This is a genomic window from Janibacter sp. Soil728, from assembly GCF_001428305.1.
Lineage (GTDB): Bacteria > Actinomycetota > Actinomycetes > Actinomycetales > Dermatophilaceae > Janibacter.
In genome coordinates, this window is sequence record NZ_LMRZ01000001.1 from 792,875 (window position 1) to 809,339 (window position 16,465).

Genomic DNA, 16,465 nt, shown 5'->3' on the forward strand with positions numbered 1-16,465 from the left:
CCCACCGAGCGGAAGGGGAAGGGCGTCAGACCAGGTCGGCAGCGGCCTCGGCGACCCGCTCGTGCTCGGAGCGCAGCCGCTTGAGGAAGTCGCGGGTCCGGGCGTGCTGCGGGTGGTTGATGACCTCGCTCGGCTTGCCCTGCTCGACGACGACGCCGCCGTCCATGAAGACGACCCGGTCGGCGACATCCCGCGCAAAGGCCATCTCGTGGGTCACGACGATCATCGTCATGCCCTGGCCGGCGAGGTCGCGCATGACCTCGAGGACCTCACCGACGAGCTCCGGGTCGAGCGCGGAGGTCGGCTCGTCGAAGAGCATCAGCTTGGGCTGCATCGCCAGCGCCCGCGCGATGGCGACCCGCTGCTGCTGGCCACCCGAGAGCTGGTTGGGGTAGGCGCTCGCCTTGTCGCCCAGACCGACCTTCTCCAGCAAGGCGTCGGCCTCGGTGCGCACCTCGGCCTTGCGGCGGCCCTGCACCTTGATCGGTGCCTCCATGATGTTTTCGCGAGCCGTCATGTGGGGGAAGAGGTTGAAGCGCTGGAAGACCATGCCGATCTCGCGGCGCTGGGCAGCGATCTCCTTGTCCTTCAGGCGGTGGAGCTTCGACGCCCCCGGGGATCCTTGGTCGCGGTAGCCCATGAGGTCACCGTCGACCCAGATCCTCCCCGCCTGGATGTCCTCGAGCTGGTTGATGCACCGCAGGAAGGTCGTCTTGCCCGAGCCGGACGGCCCGAGCAGGCAGACGACCTCGCCGGCCGCGACATCCATGTCGATGCCCTTGAGGACCTCGTTGCTGCCGTAGGACTTGCGGACCTGCACCGCGTGGACGAGTGGCATGCCGCTCACTTGCCGCCTCCGATCGTCAGACCCATCAGGCGGGTCTTCGTGGTGTCGGTCTTGGTCTGCACGGACGTGTTGCCGTAGCCGCGACCGAAGTGCCGCTCGAGGAAGTACTGCCCGACCATGAGCACCGAGGTGATCACGAGGTACCACATGCAGGCCGCCATGAGGGTTGGCATGATCTTCAGCGTCCGGTTGCCGATGGCCTGGGCCTGGAAGAAGAGCTCGGTGCTCAGCGGCAGTGCCATGAGGAGCGAGGTGTCCTTGAGCATCGCGATCGTCTCGTTGCCCGTCGGCGGGATGATGACCCGCATCGCCTGCGGCAGGATCACCCGACGCATCGACAGGCTCGGCTTCATGCCCAGCGCGGAGGCGGCCTCACGCTGGCCGTTGTCGACCGACATGATGCCGGCGCGCGCGATCTCGGCCATGTACGCCGCCTCGGAGAGGCCCATCGCGATGATGCCCCAGATGAGCGTGCTGCTGATCTGGTTGACGTTGAAGGTGAAGAGCGTCAGGTCGCTGCTCATCCCCAGCCACCCGGCGAGCTGCTGGCTGAAGGGGAAGGGCCCGATGTCGAACTTCGGGTAGAGGTAGCCGATGCCGGTGCCGAAGAGCACGACGAGCACCAGGCGGGGGATCCCGCGGAAGAACCAGGTGTAGAGGAACCCGACGAACTTCAGCACCGGGTTGTCCGACAGCCGCATGACGCCGATGACCACACCGAGGCCGACGCCGATGATCATCGAGCCGATCGTCGCGAGGATGGTGCCCTTGAGCAGGCCCTCGAGGACGGGGGAGTAGTTCATCACCTGGAAGGCGAAGGGCCAGTCCCAGCGCTCGTTGGTGACGAAGCTGGAGATGACCATCGCGAAGAAGATCGCGATGATGACGAGTGCGACCCAGCGCCCCGGGTGACGCACCGGGACAGCCTTGATGGGGCCGGTGTCGGACAGGGGAGCCGACCCCCCTTCGACGGTCGAAGGGGGGATCGCCGCACCGCTGCCGGTGGTCATCAGGGGTTGACCGCGAAGGAGTCGATGCCGCCCGACTCGTTACCCCAGTTCTTCAGGATGGCGTCGTAGCTGCCGTCCTTCTTCATGCTCTCGAAGGCGGCGGCGATGGCCTCACCGAACTTCGTCTGGTCCTTGGGGACGACGATGCCGTAGGGGGCGGAGTCGTAGGTGTCGCCGAGCGCCTCGAGCTCGTCACCCTGCTGCTTGACGGCGTAGAGGCTGATGGGGGAGTCGGCGGCCATGGCCTCGGTCTTGCCCGAGACGAGGCTCGCGGTGACCTTGGACTGCTCGCCCTCGACGACGAGCTTCATCTTCTGGTCGCACTTCTTGTTGAGGGCGGTCAGCTCGTCGAGCTGGACGGTGCCCTTCTGCACGCCGACCGTCTTGCCGCAGGGGTCCTTGGGGTCGACCTTGCCGGGGTTGCCCTTCGTCGTCACCCACTGCGTGCCGGCGTTGAAGTAGCTGATCATCGAGACCTGCTTCTTGCGCTCGTCGTTGATCGTGAAGGAGCTGACCGCGACGTCGTACTTGTTGGAGTCCACACCGAGGATCAGCCCGTCGAAGGGGGCGTTCTTCCACGTCGTCTTCAGGCCCATCTTGGCGGCGGCACCCGTGAAGAGGTCGACGTCCATGCCCTCGACGGTCTTGCCGTCGTCTCCGAGGAACTCGTTGGGGGCGTAGGAGGCGTCGGAGCCGATGCTGAGCGTGCCCTTGCTCTTGATGTCGGCGGGGACGAGCTCCGCGACGGCGTCGTCGACCTTCACGTCGGCGGCTGCGGTGGGGGCGTCACTGCCGCTGGACCCGCTGCCCTCCAGGGTGTCGGAACCGCAGGCGGACAGAGCGCCGGCACTGACGGCGAGCGAGACGAAGAGAGCGACGTGGGCACGGCGCATGGTGGTCCTCCAGATGCACGTTGGGGCACTGGAAGCGTGCCCGGTGCGCGCCATCGTGCCACCGCGCCGGGCAGTGCGGGGACATCCACGCCGCGACCGTCACGACATCGTGACGGTCGCCCCCTTCGCCCCGGTCAGCGTCCGCTGCGCGCCAGCAGTGCCTGGACGAAGACCCGCTCGATGTCGTCGGGCGTCTCGGCGATGTAGCTCGTGCCGCCCGTCTCGTCGGAGATCTTCTGCAGCGCGGTCGGGTTGGCCTCGCCCATGCCGATGGTGATGACGCGCACCGGCTTCTTCGAGTCGTAGGCGTCGTCGAGCTTCGTGAGCAGCTGCTTCAGGGTCAGGCCACCGTTGGGGTCGTCGTTCTCGCCGTCGGTGAAGACGACGATCGAGTTGACGTACTCGGGGTCGTACTCCTTGACCATCTTCTGGTGTGCGGCCCAGATCGAGTCGTAGAGCGCGGTGTCGCCGCCGAGGTACTGGTCGCTGCCCTCGATGAGCTTGCCCAGCTTGTCGCGGTGGCTGCCCGCGCCGTCGGCACTGTCCAGTCGCTTGACCGGCGAGATCTGACGGTAGTCCTTGCCCTTGGACTGATCGGTGCTGAAGATCCACGCACCGACCTCGCTGCCGGCCGGCAGGATGCTGGCGCCCTTGCTGAGCGCTCCCTTGGTGACCTCCCAGCGCGTCATGCCGGGGGTCGGGCTGGGTCGCTCCATCGAGCCGGACGCGTCGACGACGGCGAGCATGCGCATGTCCGTGCGCATCTTGTCCCACTGATCGACGGCGGCGATGCGCTCGTCGCGGTCCAGCGACTCGAGCTCGACCAGCTTGGCCGCGGGCTGCCCGGCGACCTCCGGCCCACCCGAGCCGTTGGACTCGCGGAAGCCGGCCTGGGTCAGCGCCTCGCGCATCGTGAGGGTGCCGAGCTCGGTCCGTGCGCTGTCGGCGGTCTTGAGCACCTCGCCGCTCAGCTCGGGGTTCATGATCCACGGGTAGTCCAGCGACAGCGTTCCCTTGGCCGGCATCACCGCGCGAAGGGGGGTGACGTCCGGGTTGTCCTCGTTGTAGGCAGCGATCTGCTGCTCGGACGCGGGGAAGGGCTGGGTCTTCTTCTGGTCCGCGGTGTAGTCGGCGAACAGCTTGGTGAGCGACGGCGCCGCGAAGCGCGACATGAAGATCAGGCGGGAGCCGGTCTCGAGGCCGATCCGGTCCGGCTGCCCGATTCGGCTGGCGTGGAAGGCGAGTCGGCTGGCCGTGTCGGTGTCGGGGTTGGCCATCCGCAGACCGCCGTCCTTGTTGACGAGGGTGCCCCAGGACGGGAAGTCCATGACCTTCTTGGTCTGGTCGGCGCCGCTGGCCAGCACGACGGGGGAGGAGGCGATCGACTGGCCCTCGATCCACTGACCCTTGGTCTTGCTCGCGTCGATCGCGTCGATCCAGGTCGAGCTGTCCGGGATCCAGATGTCAGGGGCCTGGCCCTCGTTGATGTTCTTCGCGGCGTCGGCGGCCGAGGTGGGGGTGACGTCGAAGGCCGCGCACTGGTTGCTCTCCTTGACCTTGGCGAGAGCCTCCTCGAGCGGACCAGCGATCTCGGGGGTGGCGGCGACGGTGATCGCCCGGTCACCGCAGGCGGAATCGGTGCTGTCGTCGCCCCCCAACGCGGCGAAGGCGCCGACGCCGCAGAGGGCGAGCACGAGGAGCGCGGCGAGGGCGAGGAGCAAGACGGGGCGCTTCTTGCCCTCCTTCTCACGCCGGCGGGAGCGGCGCGAGGGTGGGGAGTCGGCGTCCTCCCCCTTCGTCACGGGGGTGGCTGTTGCTGCTGTGGGGGTCTCGGTGCCCTCGGGACCTTCGTCGTCCCAGAGGTCGCGTCGCCGTGAGGGTCGGCTGTCGCCGCTCATCAATTTCTCCTTCGCCGCGGGCGCGCCATCGCTGCCCCCCGCTCAATCATGACCCACCAGAGGACCACACAGACCCCGCAGCGCGGGCGATCCTGTGCGGACGATCACGCCGGGTGGTTAAGGTGCGCGCATGGACACCCCACGGCTGCGCTCGGCCCTCGACCAGGTTCCCGCCTACGTTGCTGGCAAGCCGCCGGTTCCTCGCGAAGGCCTCACGGTCTACAAGGTCTCGTCCAACGAGAACCCCAACCCGCCGCTCCCTTCGGTCCTCGAGGTCATCCGCGAGGCGGCAGGTCAGGTCAACCGGTACCCCGACATGGGCGTCACCGGCCTGACCGACGCTCTCGCCGAGTACCTCGACGTGCCCCGCGAGCAGATCGCGACCGGCACCGGCTCCGTCGGCGTTCTCGCCCAGGTCATCCAGTCGACCTGCGACCCGGGCGACGAGGTCGTCTACGCCTGGCGTTCCTTCGAGGCCTACCCGATCGTCGTCGCGATCGCTGGTGCGAGGTCCGTGCAGATCCCACTCACCTCTGACCACCGCCACGACCTCGACGCGATGGCCGCGGCGATCACCGACCGCACCCGCGTCGTCCTCGTGTGCACCCCCAACAACCCGACCGGGCCGGCCGTCAAGCACGCCGAGCTCGAGGACTTCATCGCCAAGGTGCCGCGCGATGTCCTGATCGTCGTCGACGAGGCCTACCTCGAGTTCGTCGAGGGCGAAGGGGAGGTCGACGGGCTCTCCCTTCGCCGCCAGCACGACAACGTCATGCTGCTGCGCACCTTCTCCAAGGCGTACGGCTTGGCCGGTCTGCGCGTGGGCTACGCCATCGCACCCGAGCCGGTGGCCGAGGCGCTGCGCAAGACGGCCACCCCCTTCGGCGTCAACCTCATCGCCCAGGCCGCGGCGATCGCCTCACTCGACGCCAAGGACGAGCTCGACGTGCGGGTCAAGGACATCGTCGCGGAGCGCGCGCGGGTCCTCGCGGGGTTGCGGGAGGCGGGCTGGGAGATGACCGACAGCCAGGCCAACTTCGTGTGGTTCCCGCTCGGCGAGCGCACGGGCGACTTCGTCGCGGCCTGCGCCGACGCCGGTCTGTCCGTGCGGCCCTACGGCACGGACGGCGTGCGCGTCAGCATCGGCGAGACCGAGGCCAACGACCGGCTCCTCGACGTGGCGCGGGAGTTCGCGCGCGCCTGACGGCCCCAACCCCCTGCATTGCCCTATGGCAATGCACGCGGCCCCCCGACCGTTCGTCTGCATTCCCCTATGGCAATGCAGACGCGGCCGGGAGCGTGGTCGGCGCGGCCGTGGCGAAGGGGGGTCAGGCAGCTGCGCGGACCTCGTCGACGGCCGCGCGGATCTGGTCGAGGATGATCGAGTCCTCCGTGAGGTCCGCCCACACGAAGTGGAGGACGATCCAGCCCTCCGCGCGCAGGTCCGCGTCGCGGGCGAGCTGTCTGGCCATCACCTCGGGCCCCGTGTACTTCACCTCGCCGTCGAACTCGATGGCGATCTTGTACTCCCTCAGGGCGAAGTCCACCCGGTAGTTGTGGCCGCGTGCGCGCGCCCGGACCTGCGGGTCGAACTCCCACGGACCGTTGCGCAGGATGGCGGCCGTCAGCGTCTCGCCGGGTGACTCGTGGCGTCCCTCGACATGCTCGAGGGCTCGTCGGGCCGCGGCAATGCCCCGCGAACCGGTCCGCGATGCCACAGCGCGGCTGAGGTCTTCGGTCGTGCACACCTCGAGCCGCAGGGCATGGTCGGCCGCAACCAACCCGGCCATGGGGTTGTTGCTCATCGCGGTGCCGACGATCGCGGTGACGGGGTCGACGACTCGCACGGTGGCATCGACCAAGGGGACGTGGACGTCGACGCACTCCACCCCCTTCGCCGCGAACTCGCTCACGCGCACGCCCCGCCGCGTCCGGCCATGGCTGACGCCCACCGTCGCGATCTCCACCGTCGAGAGGTCGCACCGTGCCACAGGCAGTCCGTGGAGCAGCGCTGCCGAGACGCGGCAGGCCGCAGCGCCGTCGCCGAGGAGGCGAAGGTTGGCGACGGTCCGCAGGATGTGGCGCTCGTCCTCCGTCGCGTCGGGACGGCACGAGTACCACCCCTGCGCGGCTCGCCAGATCAGCCGCTGCCGCACGAGAAGTGCCAGGTCGTGCCCTGAGATGCCGTCGGCGCGAGCCTGCTCGGTGCTGAAGAGCGGCAGGTCACGGAAGGCGGCGACGTGGCGGCGCAGTCTCGATGCTCTGGTCATGGTCATGGCGCAACCGTGGCCGAAATCGGCCCGCGAACCGCGAGGTTTTCCACAACGAGACGAGGGCGGTGCATTCCCCTATGGCAATGCGCGATTCCCTCGACCGTTCGTCTGCATTGCCATAGGGCAATGCAGAGTCAGGGGTGAGTGGTCAGCGGTCGAGGTCTTCCTTCTCCGGCAGGACCCAGTTGAGGACCATCGAGACCAGAGTGATGACCAGTGCGCCGATGACGGCGTCCCACCAGAACTTCGTGATCCCGAAGCTCAGGCCGAGGGGGCCCGAGATCCACTCGGTGATCTGCAGGAGGAAGGCGTTCACGACGAAGGTGAAGAGCCCGAGCGTGAGGACGATCGCGGGGAAGGCGAGCACCTTGGCGATCGGCTTCACGATCGCGTTGACCACGCCGAAGATCAGCGCGACGAGGATGACGGTCGTGAACTTCGAGGCAAAGGTCGTGTCGTTGTCGGCGAGGACGATGCCGTCGATCAGCCACGCGGCCACCCACAGGGCGACGGCGTTGACTCCGGTCCGGATCAAGAAGTTCGTCATGGGCTCAGCATGTCAGCCCGACCGCTCACCTGCATTGCCCTAGGGCAATGCAGGTCCCGGTTTGGGCGTCCACCTGCTGAGACGCTAGGTTGGCTCACGCCAATGAACTGTGGCTCGGGTCACAAGCCCGCCGCAGCCGATCGAGGCGTCAGACGACGCCCTCCGTGGCCGCGGGCGGGGCGATCCCCTGAGCCGAGGCCGAAGGGAGCAGCAGTGAGCGACAGCGACGTCGCCGGCCACGCCGGGACCCGAGGACGTATGGCAGGGGCCTTCGAGCCCTCGCCCGAGATGGGGCCCACGCCCCCTTCGCAGATCTCGGGGCACTTCTCCGACGACAACCCGGAGATGGTCCAGTTCGTCGACGCGGACGGCAACCGTCTGGCGACCAACGAGACCAATGCCCCGTACGCCCAGATCGTCGAGGACATGACGAGCGAGGACGCGCGGACGATCTACCGCGACCTCGTGCTCGTGCGCCGCATCGACGCCGAGGGCTTCGCCCTCCAGCGCCAGGGTGAGCTCGGCCTGTGGCCGAGCCTCTTCGGCCAGGAGGCCGCGCAGGTCGGCGCCGGTCGCGCGCTGCGCGCGCAGGACTACGCCTTCCCCGGCTACCGCGAGCACGGCGTCGCGTGGTGTCGCGGGGTCGACCCGGTGAGCCTCTTCGGCATGTTCCGCGGGGTCAACCACGGTGGGTGGGACTCCAACGAGAACAACTTCCACCTCTACACGATCGTCATCGGCAACCAGATGCTCCACGCGGTCGGGTACGGCATGGGCATCGCGGCCGACGGCGACATGGGCACCGGCGACCCGGAGCGCGACGCGGCCGTCATGGCCTTCACCGGTGACGGTGGCACGAGCCAGGGCGACTTCAACGAGGCCCTCGTCTTCGCGGCCGTGACCAACGCCCCGGTCGTCTTCTTCGTGCAGAACAACCAGTGGGCCATCTCCGAGCCCAACGACAAGCAGTTCATCATCCCGCCCTACCAGCGCGCCCGCGGCTTCGGCTTCCCCGGCGTGCTCGTCGACGGCAACGACCCGCTCGCGTCCTACGCCGTCGCCAAGGACGCGCTCGACAAGGCGCGCAGCGGCCAGGGCCCCACCCTCATCGAGGCCTACACCTACCGGATGGGCGCGCACACGACCTCCGACGACCCGACGAAGTACCGCAGCGATGCCGAGGTCGAGATCTGGAAGCACAAGGACCCGATCAAGCGCATGCGCGGCTTCATGCAGGAGCGCGGTCACGCCGACCCCGAGTTCTTCGCCGCCGTCGACGCGGAGGCCGATGAGGTCGCCGCTCGCATCCGCAAGGCCTGCCAGGAGATGCCCGACCCGGAGCTGCCGACGATGTTCGACAACCAGTACACCGAGCCACACCCCTTGGTGGAGGCCGAGCGCGAGGAGTTCCTCGCCTACCACGCCGGCTTCGCCGAGGAAGGGGGCCAGGCATGAGCGGCACCCGACTCTCCCTCGCCAAGGGGCTGAACGCCGGCCTGCGCAAGGCGATGGACAAGGACCCCAAGGTCGTCCTCATGGGCGAGGACGTCGGCAAGCTCGGCGGCGTGTTCCGCATCACCGAGGGCCTGCAGAAGGACTTCGGTGACCACCGCGTCATCGACACCCCGCTCGCCGAGTCCGGCATCGTCGGCACCGCGGTCGGGCTGGCACTGCGCGGCTACCGCCCCGTCGTCGAGATCCAGTTCGACGGCTTCGTCTACCCGGCCTTCGACCAGATCGTCAGCCAGGTCGCCAAGATGCACGCCCGCTCCCTCGGCCACCTCAAGATGCCGATGGTCATCCGCATCCCCTGCGGTGGCGGCATCGGCGCGGTCGAGCACCACAGCGAGTCCAACGAGGCCTACTTCGCGCACACCGCCGGCCTGCGGGTCGTCTCGTGCAGCAACGCAGCGGACGCCTACTGGATGATCCAGCAGGCCATCGAGACCGACGACCCGGTGGTCTTCTTCGAGCCGAAGCGTCGGTACCACGAGCGGGGCGAGACCGAGATCGACGAAGGGGGTTCCCCTGACCTTGGTTTGTACGACGCCCGTGTGGCCAAGGAGGGCAGCGACCTCACGTTGCTCTGCTACGGACCCATGGTCAAGACCTGCCTCCAGGCCGCCGCGGCGGCACAGGAGGAGGGCCGCAACCTCGAGGTCATCGACCTGCGCTCGCTCAGCCCCCTCGACCTGCCGACGATCACGTCGTCGGTGAAGAAGACCGGTCGGGCGGTCATCGTCCACGAGGCGCAGACCTTCGTCAGCCTCGGTGCGGAGATCGCCGCCCGGGTCCAGGAGGAGTGCTTCTACCACCTCGAGGCGCCGGTGCTGCGGGTCGGGGGATACAACATCCCCTACCCGCCCAGCCGCTTCGAGGAGGAGTACCTCCCCACCCTCGACCGCGTCCTCGACGCCGTCGACCGCTCTTTCGCGCACTGACCAGGAGGACACGTGGCCGTCAAGAACTTCAACCTGCCCGACCCCGGTGAGGGCCTGACCGAGGCCGAGATCACGACGTGGAAGGTCAAGGTCGGCGACGAGGTCGCCGTCAACGACATCGTCATCGAGGTCGAGACCGCCAAGTCGCTCGTCGAGCTGCCGATCCCCTTCGCGGGCAAGGTCGTCCAGCTCCTCGCCGCCGAGGGCGACACCGTCGACGTGGGCGCCCCGATCATCGCCGTCGAGGTCGCCGGCTCCGACCCCGAGCCGGCTACCCCGGCTGCGCCCGCCGCCGACGAGGGGGACGAGGCCAGCGGCCCCAACCTCGTGGGCTACGGCGCCAAGGCCGGCAGCACCCGTCGTCGCGCCCGCAAGGGTGGGACGCCTACCCCCGCATCGGCACCGGCCGCTGCGGTCTCGACACCAGCCCCGGCCCCGACCCCCGCGGCTCCCGCGGCTCCCGCGGCCGAGCCGCTGACGCCCGAGCGCACCCGCGCCCTGGCCAAGCCGCCGGTGCGCAAGCTCGCCAAGGACCTGGGCCTGGACCTGCAGTCGATCACCCCGAGCGGCGAGGGTGGCATCGTCACCCGCGCCGACGTCGAGGCGGCGTCGTCGGGTACGGCGCCGACCACGGCGACCTCGGCGGCTCCTGCCCTTCGAGGCTCGGGCGCTGGCGCCCTCGCACCTCAGGGAGCGGGAGCCCCCTTCGCCGCAGCAGCGGACGTGCGCGTCCCGATCAAGGGTGTGCGCAAGGCGACCGCCGCGGCGATGGTCTCCTCGGCCTTCACCGCACCCCACGTCACGGAGTTCGTCACCGTCGACGTCACCGCGATGATGGAGATGGTCGAGCGGCTCAAGAAGGACCGTGCCTTCAAGGACGTCAAGGTCACGCCGCTGCTGATCGTGGCCAAGGCGTTCTGCCTCGCGCTGCGGCGTCACCACGAGGCCAACGCGAGCTGGGACGAGGCAGCGCAGGAGATCGTGCTGCGTGGCAGCGTCAACCTCGGCATCGCTGCGGCGACGCCGCGCGGCCTGCTCGTGCCCAACATCAAGGCTGCCGACCAGCTCTCGTTGCACGATCTCGCGGGAGCCCTCGGCGGTCTCGTGGCCACGGCCCGTGAGGGTCGCACCCAGCCCGCGGACCTGTCCGGCGGCACCGCGACGATCACCAATGTCGGCGTCTTCGGCGTCGACACCGGCACCCCGATCCTCAACCCGGGGGAGGCGACGATCCTCGCCTTCGGTGCGGTCCGCCGCATGCCGTGGGTCGTGACGGCGGCCGACGGCAGCGAGTCGATCGAGCCGCGCTGGGTCACCCAGCTCGCGCTCTCCTTCGACCACCGGCTCGTCGACGGCGAGCTCGGCTCCAAGCTGCTCGCCGACGTGGCCGCGCTGCTCCACGACCCGGGCACGGCCTTCCTCTGGGCCTGAGCCGAGACCGTACGACGAAGGGCGGACCTCACCGCATCGGTGAGGTCCGCCCTTCGTGCCGGGCTCGGCAGTGCGCCCGGTGATGGTGCCGGGTCAGCGCTGGTGCCGCTCGTCGGCGGCCACCGAGTCGCAGAAGCGGTCGACGTAGGAGACGAACGCGGCGATGTCCTCCTCGCTCCAGTCCGCGAGGAGCTCGGCGTACCAGGCCTCACGGCGCTCGACGAGCGCGTCGAGCAGGGCGACGCCCTCGTCGGTCAGCGCGACGAGCTGGGCGCGGCCGTCGTCGGGGTCGGGGACCTTGTGGAGGAACCCGAGAGAGGTCAGGTGGCTCACCTGGCGGCTGACGGTGGAGGCGTCGGAGAGGTTGCGCTCGGCGATGTCGCCGACGCGGCTGGGCTGGTCGCGCACGGCGACGAGCACGGAGTGGTGGCTGACCTCGACGCCCGGGTGGACTCGCGGCGCCCGGGCGCGGGTGGCATGGAGCGTGCGCAGCATGCGAAGGACGCTGGTGCTGAGCTGACGGGCTGTGGCAGGCACGGCGTTTCCTCGTTTGGTGATGGTTCCCGCGCAGGCGATGCCAACGTCAGGGGTGTTGGTGCCTAGATTAGAGGGCATGTCCACCACCTCGAGCATCGGCCGCACCTCCTCATCGCCGCTCGGGGTCCTCGGTCTCGTGTCGATCGTCGTCGTCCTGGCCGCGACCGCCTTCGGCGGGGGCGCTGCAGCGCTCGAGCTCGGCGACCCCGGCCCCCTGGTGCGATGGTCGCTCCCGATCCTGCGGACCCTCCACGACGCAGCTGCTGCCGTCACCGTCGGCGCCCTGGTCATCGGCGCCTTCCTCGTGCCCGAGACCACGCGCACCACGCGCCGGGAGACGCTCGCCCGGCTCGCCGGGGGAGCGGCGATCGTGTGGTTCCTCGCCGGTCTCGGACGCATGCTCACCGACTTCGCGTCGCTCGCGGGCATCCCGCTCACCGATCCGCAGTACCTCTCCCAGCTCGTGGCCTTCGTCTGGGACCTCGACAGCACCCGCACCGCGGTGATCTCCTCGGTCATCGTCGCGGTGATCGCCGTGACGGTGCCCCTGGCCCAGAGCAAGGGCGCCCTGGCCTGGGCGGCGGCAGCCTCGATCGTGGCGCTGCTGCCCCTGGCTCTGGCCGGCCACTCGGCCTCGAGCCTGGACCACATGAGCGGCGTCAACGCACTCGCCTTCCACCTCGTCTCGGCGACGGTGTGGATCGGGGGACTGGTGGCGCTGCTCGTGGTCCGCCCGTCGCTCGGCACCCATCTGGCGGTCACCACGCGGCGCTACTCGAGCATCGCGGCCTGGTGCTTCGTCCTGCTCGTGGCCTCGGGGCTGCTCGCGAGCTGGATCAACATCGGTGGCCTCTCCGGACTCGACTCGCGTTACGGCGTCCTGCTCATCCTCAAGTCCGTCGCGGCCGTCGTGCTCGGGGCCTTCGGCTGGTGGCACCGCTCCCGCACCATCGCGGGGCTGGAGGCAGGCGCGAAGGGGGCCGCCCCCTTCGTCCGTCTGGCCGTCGGTGAGGTGGCAGTCATGGCCGCTGCCATGGGGTTGGGCGTGGCCGTCAGCCGTACGCCGACCCCCGACAGCGCGCAGGTGGCGCCGCAGAACGCGATCGTCTACGACCTGTCCGGCTACCCGGACCCCGGCCCGCCGAGCTCCACGAGCTGGCTGACCACGTGGCAGATCGACTGGCTCTGGCTCGCGGTGTCGGTCATCGCGATCGTCGTGTACGTCCGGTGGGCACTGCGCCTGCGCGCTCGCGGCGATCACTGGTCGGCGCTGCGCACGATCAGCTGGGTTCTCGGCTGGGTGGTCTTCTTCTACTTCACCTCGGCCGGTCCCGGCGTATACGGCAAGGTCCTCTTCAGCTGGCACATGATCGAGCACATGGGGGTGGCGATGATCGCGCCGCTGCTCATGGTGCCCGGCGCGCCGATCACGCTCGCCCTGCGGGCCATGCGGGCACGCAAGGACAAGACCCTCGGTCCGAGGGAGGTCATCCTCGCGATCGTCCACTCGAGCTATTTGCGAGTGCTCGCCAACCCGGCCGTCGCGGCCTCGCTGTTCTTCTTCAGCCTGGCGATCTTCTACTACAGCCCGCTCTTCGAGCTGGCCATGCGCACCCACACCGGGCACGTGCTGATGATGGCCCACTTCCTGGCCTCGGGCTACATGTTCGTCTGGGTGCTCATCGGGATCGACCCGGGGCCCAAGCGGTGGCCCCCGCTGGCGCTCTTCGTCGTGCTGCTCGCCACGATCAGCTTCCATGCCTTCTTCGGCGTCATCCTCACGCAGTCGACCGAGCTCCTCGCGCCGGACTACTTCGGCCGGCTCGACCTGCAGTGGATGACCGACCCGGTCGCGGACCAGCGCAAGGGCGGAGCCATCGCCTGGGGCGTCGGCGAGGCGCCGACACTGGTCCTCGCGATGGCCGTGGCCTGGCAGTGGATGCGCAGCGACGACCGCGAGACCACCCGTCGCGACCGGAAGGTCGATCGGGACGGCGATGCCGAGCTCGACGCCTACAACCGGCACCTCGCCGAGCTCGGCCGCGAGCACTGAGCCGACTGGGATCGCAGCCCTGCTCAGCCGCAGAGGGTGCGGCATACTCGAGATGACACGACGATCGAAGGAGACGGCATGAGCGGCGAGGCGCTGTTTTGGATCTTCATCATCATCTTCAGCGTGCTGATGGTGATCGGCTTCCTGCTCCTCGACCGTCCGCGCAAGTCGCCCGGCATCCAGACCCACCTCGGGGTTCGTGGTGACCCCAAGGAGCCCCGCGGACGCCATCTTCCGGTCGAGCGTGCAGACCCCACCCAGACCGACAGCCGGCTCTGAGCCGGAGACAAGGAGCGACACATGTACATCGGAGCAGGCATCCTGCTACTCCTCATCGGCCTCGTCATCGTCTTCGCCTACAACGGCGACATGTCGATCGCGGGCCTGGACCTCGCAGCCATCGGCTGGATCGCCATCATCCTGGGCGCCCTGGCCATCGTCCTGAGCTTGATCGTCGACCGTCGCCGTCGAGAGACCATCGTTCGCGACGACCGTCGCCTCTGAACCGTACGACGAAGGGGGGTTCCCGCCAGATCAACTGGTGGGGACCCCCCTTCGTCAGGTGGTGCGGTGGTGAGCCGTGATCAGAAGGCCGACTCCGGCACATCCATCAGGGTGTTGTCCGTCGCCTCGGCGATGGCCTTCTCGGAGGCCAGACGCGGCAGGACGTTCTTCGCGAAGAAGCTCGCCGCAGCGATCTTGCCGGTGTAGAAGTCCTTGTCCTTGCCGCTCGCGCCGGCCTCGAGGGCCTCGGTGGCGACGGCGGCCTGGCGCAGGAGCAGCCAGCCGACGACGAGGTCACCGGCGCCGAGGAGCAGGCGCGAGGTGTTCTGGCCGACCTTGTAGATGTTGGTGATGTCCGCCCCGTCCTGCTTGGGGTCGGAGGCCATGAGCGCCTGGAACATCGCACCGAGGATGCCCTGGACGTTCTCGAGGCCCTTGCCGAGCAGCTCGCGCTCCGCCGTGAGCTTGCCGCCCTGGGCGTCGACGTCCTGCGCGAACTCCTGGATCTGCATCGCGAGGTGACCCAGCGCCTGGCCGTTGTCACGCACGATCTTGCGGAAGAAGAAGTCCATGCCCTGGATCGCCGTCGTGCCCTCGTAGAGGGTGTCGATCTTGGCGTCGCGGACGTACTGCTCGATGGGGTACTCCTGCAGGAAGCCGGAGCCGCCGAAGGTCTGCAGGGACTCGGTGCCCAGGAGGGTCCAGGCGCGCTCGGAGCCCAGTCCCTTGACGATGGGCAGGAGCAGGTCGTTGACCCGGTTGGCCATCGCGGCGGGGGAGTCCTCGGCGATCGTCTCGGAGCCGGTGGACCGCTGCTCGATGTCGACGGTGTCCTGCTGGCTCGTGGTGAAGAAGACGAGTGCGCGCAGGCCCTCGGCGTAGGACTTCTGCAGCATGAGGCTGCGTCGCACGTCGGGGTGGTGCGTGATCGTCACGCGCGGGGCGTCCTTGGCGGGCGTGGTGAGGTCGGCGCCCTGGACGCGCTCCTTGGCGTACTCGAGCGCGTTGAGGTAGCCGGTCGACAGCGTGGCGATGGCCTTGGTGCCGACGAGCATCCGCGCGTTCTCGATGACGCGGAACATCTGGGCGATGCCGTCGTGGACGTCGCCGAAGAGGGTGCCGACGGCGGCGTGCTTCTCGCCGAAGGTGACCTCGCAGGTCGTGGAGACCTTCAGGCCCATCTTCTTCTCGACATTGGTGACGTAGGCGCCGTTGCGCTCGCCGAGCTCACCGGTCTCGAGGTCGACGGCGTACTTGGAGACGACGAAGAGGCTCAGACCCTTGGTGCCCGGGCCGGCGCCCTCGGGGCGGGCGAGGACGAAGTGGACGACGTTGTCGCTCATGTCGGACTCGGCCGAGGTGATGAAGCGCTTGACGCCCTCGACGTTCCAGGTGCCGTCGCCGTTGTCGGTGGCCTTGGTCCGGCCGGCGCCGACGTCGGATCCGGCGTCGGGCTCGGTGAGGACCATCGTGCAGTGCCAGTGGTTCTCGACGATCCACTTCGCCAGCTTCTTCTGGTCCGGGGTGCCGAGCAGGTGCAGGAGGTTGGCGAAGCTGTAGCTCGCGCCAAACATCGCGATCGCCGGGTTGGCGCCGAGGACGAGCTCGTTCATGGCCCAGCGCAGCGACGGGGGAGCGACGGTGCCGTCGAGCTCCTCGGGGACGTCGAGCGACCAGAAGCCGGAGTCCTTGTAGGCCTGGAAGGACTTCTTGAAGGACTCGGGCATCGCGACCGTCGAGGTCTCGGGGTCGAAGACGGGCGGGTTGCGGTCGGCATCGGCGAAGGACTCGGCGAGCTCGCTCTCCGCGAGACGCGTGTACTCCTTGAGCATCTCGCGTGCGGTGTCGGCGTCGACGTTGTCGTACGGGCCCTGGCCCAGGACCTCGCCGCGGCCGTAGACCTCGAAGAGGTTGAACTCGATGTCGCGCAGGTTGCTCTTGTAGTGACCCATGCTGGCGTCTCCTGGTCGTGAGGGGTGCCGGGGTCGCCCCGACGGTGGTTGAGTAAGCAAGCGCTTACTGTGCTTGTCT

15 protein-coding genes are annotated in these 16,465 nt (G+C 68.9%); 7 read left to right on the forward strand and 8 right to left on the reverse strand.

Annotation, left to right across the window (positions count from 1 at the left end; genetic code table 11):
• Positions 1-25: 25 nt before the first annotated feature.
• The 4 genes from ASG73_RS03830 to ASG73_RS03845 form a co-directional block, all read right to left on the reverse strand.
• On the reverse strand, positions 26-838 hold the full coding sequence (locus ASG73_RS03830) for an amino acid ABC transporter ATP-binding protein (RefSeq protein ID WP_055991454.1): 813 nt from the start codon (positions 836-838) through the stop codon (positions 26-28).
• A gap of 5 nt (positions 839-843) precedes the next feature.
• A complete protein-coding gene (locus ASG73_RS03835; protein ID WP_082566967.1) occupies positions 844-1,857 on the reverse strand; it encodes an amino acid ABC transporter permease in 1,014 nt (337 codons plus the stop codon).
• Entirely contained in the window at positions 1,857-2,750 is an 894-nt protein-coding gene (locus tag ASG73_RS03840; RefSeq protein ID WP_055990934.1) for an ABC transporter substrate-binding protein, read from the reverse strand. The genes ASG73_RS03835 and ASG73_RS03840 overlap by 1 nt, the downstream gene beginning before the upstream one ends.
• Before the next feature lie 134 nt (positions 2,751-2,884).
• Positions 2,885-4,648: a substrate-binding domain-containing protein gene (locus ASG73_RS03845; RefSeq protein WP_055990937.1), complete on the reverse strand. Its 1,764-nt coding sequence runs from the start codon at positions 4,646-4,648 to the stop codon at positions 2,885-2,887.
• A gap of 130 nt (positions 4,649-4,778) precedes the next feature.
• Here ASG73_RS03845 and hisC point away from each other — a divergent pair, with 130 nt between their 5' ends.
• Entirely contained in the window at positions 4,779-5,852 is a 1,074-nt protein-coding gene (hisC, locus tag ASG73_RS03850) for a histidinol-phosphate transaminase (RefSeq protein ID WP_055990940.1), read from the forward strand.
• A 124-nt stretch (positions 5,853-5,976) separates the two neighbouring features.
• On the opposite strand, the gene ASG73_RS03855 is transcribed toward hisC, so the two are convergent.
• Together ASG73_RS03855 and ASG73_RS03860 are read right to left on the reverse strand one after the other, a co-directional pair.
• Positions 5,977-6,924 (reverse strand): endonuclease domain-containing protein, encoded by a 948-nt coding sequence (locus ASG73_RS03855; protein ID WP_082566968.1) that lies wholly within the window; start codon positions 6,922-6,924, stop codon positions 5,977-5,979.
• A gap of 145 nt (positions 6,925-7,069) precedes the next feature.
• Entirely contained in the window at positions 7,070-7,468 is a 399-nt protein-coding gene (locus ASG73_RS03860) for a phage holin family protein (protein WP_055990948.1), read from the reverse strand.
• A gap of 213 nt (positions 7,469-7,681) precedes the next feature.
• Between ASG73_RS03860 and pdhA the strand changes: the two genes are divergently transcribed.
• Genes pdhA through ASG73_RS03875 form a run of 3 tightly spaced genes read left to right on the forward strand, consistent with a single transcriptional unit; the run spans position 7,682 to position 11,340 of the window.
• On the forward strand, positions 7,682-8,923 hold the full coding sequence (gene pdhA / locus ASG73_RS03865) for a pyruvate dehydrogenase (acetyl-transferring) E1 component subunit alpha (protein WP_055990951.1): 1,242 nt from the start codon (positions 7,682-7,684) through the stop codon (positions 8,921-8,923).
• Positions 8,920-9,909, forward strand: a complete 990-nt coding sequence (locus ASG73_RS03870; protein WP_055990954.1) for an alpha-ketoacid dehydrogenase subunit beta — start codon at positions 8,920-8,922, stop codon at positions 9,907-9,909. The genes pdhA and ASG73_RS03870 overlap by 4 nt, the downstream gene beginning before the upstream one ends.
• Before the next feature lie 12 nt (positions 9,910-9,921).
• Complete coding sequence (locus ASG73_RS03875; RefSeq protein ID WP_055990957.1) at positions 9,922-11,340, forward strand: dihydrolipoamide acetyltransferase family protein; 1,419 nt, start codon at positions 9,922-9,924, stop codon at positions 11,338-11,340.
• A gap of 93 nt (positions 11,341-11,433) precedes the next feature.
• Here the strand turns inward: ASG73_RS03875 and ASG73_RS18050 are convergent, their stop codons facing one another.
• Complete coding sequence (locus tag ASG73_RS18050; protein WP_162253959.1) at positions 11,434-11,835, reverse strand: MarR family winged helix-turn-helix transcriptional regulator; 402 nt, start codon at positions 11,833-11,835, stop codon at positions 11,434-11,436.
• Positions 11,836-11,953: 118 nt separating this feature from the next.
• On the opposite strand from ASG73_RS18050, the gene ASG73_RS03885 reads away from it, so the two are divergent.
• The 3 genes from ASG73_RS03885 (at position 11,954) to ASG73_RS03895 (ending at position 14,434) form a co-directional block, all read left to right on the forward strand.
• The gene (locus tag ASG73_RS03885) at positions 11,954-13,930 is read left to right on the forward strand and encodes a cytochrome c oxidase assembly protein (RefSeq protein WP_055990963.1); all 1,977 of its coding nucleotides are present in this window, start codon (positions 11,954-11,956) and stop codon (positions 13,928-13,930) included.
• 78 nt (positions 13,931-14,008) lie between these two features.
• A complete protein-coding gene (locus ASG73_RS03890) occupies positions 14,009-14,209 on the forward strand; it encodes a hypothetical protein (protein WP_055990966.1) in 201 nt (66 codons plus the stop codon).
• 21 nt (positions 14,210-14,230) lie between these two features.
• Positions 14,231-14,434 (forward strand): DUF6458 family protein, encoded by a 204-nt coding sequence (locus ASG73_RS03895; protein ID WP_055990969.1) that lies wholly within the window; start codon positions 14,231-14,233, stop codon positions 14,432-14,434.
• 80 nt (positions 14,435-14,514) lie between these two features.
• Here the strand turns inward: ASG73_RS03895 and ASG73_RS03900 are convergent, their stop codons facing one another.
• On the reverse strand, positions 14,515-16,386 hold the full coding sequence (locus tag ASG73_RS03900) for an acyl-CoA dehydrogenase (protein WP_055990972.1): 1,872 nt from the start codon (positions 16,384-16,386) through the stop codon (positions 14,515-14,517).
• Positions 16,387-16,465 lie beyond the last annotated feature (79 nt).

Excerpts from the sequence above, each read along its gene's own strand:
- ASG73_RS03860 (WP_055990948.1), bottom strand. The coding sequence starts at position 7,468 with ATGACGAACTTCTTGATCCGGACCGGAGTCAACGCCGTCGCCCTGTGG.
- ASG73_RS03855 (WP_082566968.1), bottom strand. The coding sequence starts at position 6,924 with ATGACCATGACCAGAGCATCGAGACTGCGCCGCCACGTCGCCGCCTTC.
- ASG73_RS03870 (WP_055990954.1), top strand. The coding sequence starts at position 8,920 with ATGAGCGGCACCCGACTCTCCCTCGCCAAGGGGCTGAACGCCGGCCTG.
- ASG73_RS03835 (WP_082566967.1), bottom strand. The coding sequence starts at position 1,857 with ATGACCACCGGCAGCGGTGCGGCGATCCCCCCTTCGACCGTCGAAGGG.
- ASG73_RS03830 (WP_055991454.1), bottom strand. The coding sequence starts at position 838 with ATGCCACTCGTCCACGCGGTGCAGGTCCGCAAGTCCTACGGCAGCAAC.
- ASG73_RS03890 (WP_055990966.1), top strand. The coding sequence starts at position 14,009 with ATGAGCGGCGAGGCGCTGTTTTGGATCTTCATCATCATCTTCAGCGTG.
- ASG73_RS03885 (WP_055990963.1), top strand. The coding sequence starts at position 11,954 with ATGTCCACCACCTCGAGCATCGGCCGCACCTCCTCATCGCCGCTCGGG.
- ASG73_RS03840 (WP_055990934.1), bottom strand. The coding sequence starts at position 2,750 with ATGCGCCGTGCCCACGTCGCTCTCTTCGTCTCGCTCGCCGTCAGTGCC.
- ASG73_RS03895 (WP_055990969.1), top strand. The coding sequence starts at position 14,231 with ATGTACATCGGAGCAGGCATCCTGCTACTCCTCATCGGCCTCGTCATC.
- hisC (WP_055990940.1), top strand. The coding sequence starts at position 4,779 with ATGGACACCCCACGGCTGCGCTCGGCCCTCGACCAGGTTCCCGCCTAC.
- ASG73_RS18050 (WP_162253959.1), bottom strand. The coding sequence starts at position 11,835 with ATGCTGCGCACGCTCCATGCCACCCGCGCCCGGGCGCCGCGAGTCCAC.
- ASG73_RS03845 (WP_055990937.1), bottom strand. The coding sequence starts at position 4,648 with ATGAGCGGCGACAGCCGACCCTCACGGCGACGCGACCTCTGGGACGAC.
- ASG73_RS03900 (WP_055990972.1), bottom strand. The coding sequence starts at position 16,386 with ATGGGTCACTACAAGAGCAACCTGCGCGACATCGAGTTCAACCTCTTC.